The following is a 1,596-nucleotide window of genomic DNA, read 5'->3' on the forward strand; positions in this document are numbered from 1 at the left end:
AGATCCCCAGCATGTCCACACAGCCCTTTCGCGAGTTCATCCTGGGAGCCCTGGAGTGAGGAGTTCTGGTACCGTAGGGATTGGATAGATCGCGCCTCAGGTGCCGGCAAGCTGGAATGGGCTTGATGGGCTGCCAGGACTGCGTTGAACCGATTAGACGGAATTCAGGCATCTTGCTAGTCTGGCTTCAGGTTTGGCTGCACCTCAAGGGCTTAGGTCTATCTTGTCTGGGTTTGGGGAGTTTTGGGCATGATGAAATTCGCGTTGCTGATGGGTCTGGGACTCAGCTTGGGATCCCTGCCGGCTTGGGCACAGGGAGCAACCCCGTCGCCTGGCCCTGCTGCAACTGCTTCTCCAACTTCGGGGGAGGCTCCGGCCACAGCAACTCCTAGCCCTCTGGCATCTCCGACTCTAACCCCAGAGCAAGTCACCGATGCCCAGGTGGAACAGTTGGTGCGGATTTTGTTGGAGTTGGATCCCCTGATTCGGGAAGCGAGCGCCCAACTGCGGGAAACCCAGAACGAGGAAGAGTACGAGCAAATTATGCGGCGCACAGAAACCCAAGCCAGCCGCATTGTCGAGGAGCAAGGGCTGACAGTGCTTCAATACCGCGAATTGATGACCTTGGCGAACGAAAATCCTGTTCTCAACCAGCGGGTTCGGGCCCGCTTGCAAGAAGTTTTGCAGGAAGGGGAAGCTTCCAACTCTCCAAAGCCGGCCACCCCGACGCCTACACCCTAGGCTGAGCTGGCTTGCCTTGGCCAAAGGCAGGGAGAACCTGAGGCAGCCGCAAAGTAAAACAGGTGCGATTGGCCTCGCTGTTGAGGTGAATGCTTCCTTGCAACAGGCTTACCCGCTGCTGCACGAGGGCCAACCCCAACCCTGTCCCCCCTTGCCGCCAGGGATCCACGCTGGGCACCCGATAGAACTTCTCGAATACCCGCTTTTGTTCTTCCAGGGGAATGGTTACGCCGGTGTTGAGGACTTGGATGTCCAGGTGGTCGGAATGGCAGGTGGCCTGAAGGCTGATCAGGTGCCCAGCAGGGGTGAATTTACATGCATTTTTCAGCAATTCCGCCAGCATCGACTTTAGCACTCCCGGCAGGGTAAAAATGGCAGGCAGTCCTGGAGGGATCCCAAGGCTGAAGCGCTGATGGCGGCTATGGGCCTCCTGAGCAAAGGGCTCCGCGATCTGGGGCAACCACTCTTGCAGCTCCAACCAGCAGGGCCGCTGTGAACCGTTCGCGTTAGCGGGACGGAGTCCCTTGAGCACCTCTAACTGCTGCAGTTCCAGCAGATCCTCGACCAGTTTGATCTCCCGCTCGCATTCGTTGTCCAACACCTTCAAGTACTGAGAGATCTTGGCCGGATCCGGGGATCGGGCAGCGCCCTGAGCAGGCAGCAGAACGGCGCTGAGCAGGTGGATGGCCATTTTCATGTTGGAAAGAGGGGTGCGCAGCTCGTGGGACACCGTGCTAAGGAAGTCATTTTTCAGGCAATCCAGCCGCTGCAATTCCTGTATCTGGCGATCCAGTTGGGCGGTGCGGGCCTGTACCTTTTCTTCCAGGGTGCGGTTCAGCTCCTGAACCTGTTGGA

The 1,596-nt window shown here is 58.2% G+C and carries 2 protein-coding genes; one reads left to right on the plus strand and one right to left on the minus strand.

Annotated features, from left to right (window positions below; genetic code table 11):
- Positions 1-249: 249 nt before the first annotated feature.
- Positions 250-741: a DUF4168 domain-containing protein gene (locus NW834_RS13185; protein ID WP_414418750.1), complete on the plus strand. Its 492-nt coding sequence runs from the start codon at positions 250-252 to the stop codon at positions 739-741.
- Here the strand turns inward: NW834_RS13185 and NW834_RS13190 are convergent.
- A partial coding sequence (locus NW834_RS13190) for a sensor histidine kinase (protein ID WP_414426344.1) occupies positions 731-1,596 on the minus strand: 866 nt, incomplete at its 5' end. The genes NW834_RS13185 and NW834_RS13190 overlap by 11 nt on opposite strands.

The sequence above is a fragment of the Synechococcus sp. R60.1 genome, from assembly GCF_047461835.1.
Taxonomy (GTDB): Bacteria; Cyanobacteriota; Cyanobacteriia; order Thermostichales; family Thermostichaceae; genus Thermostichus.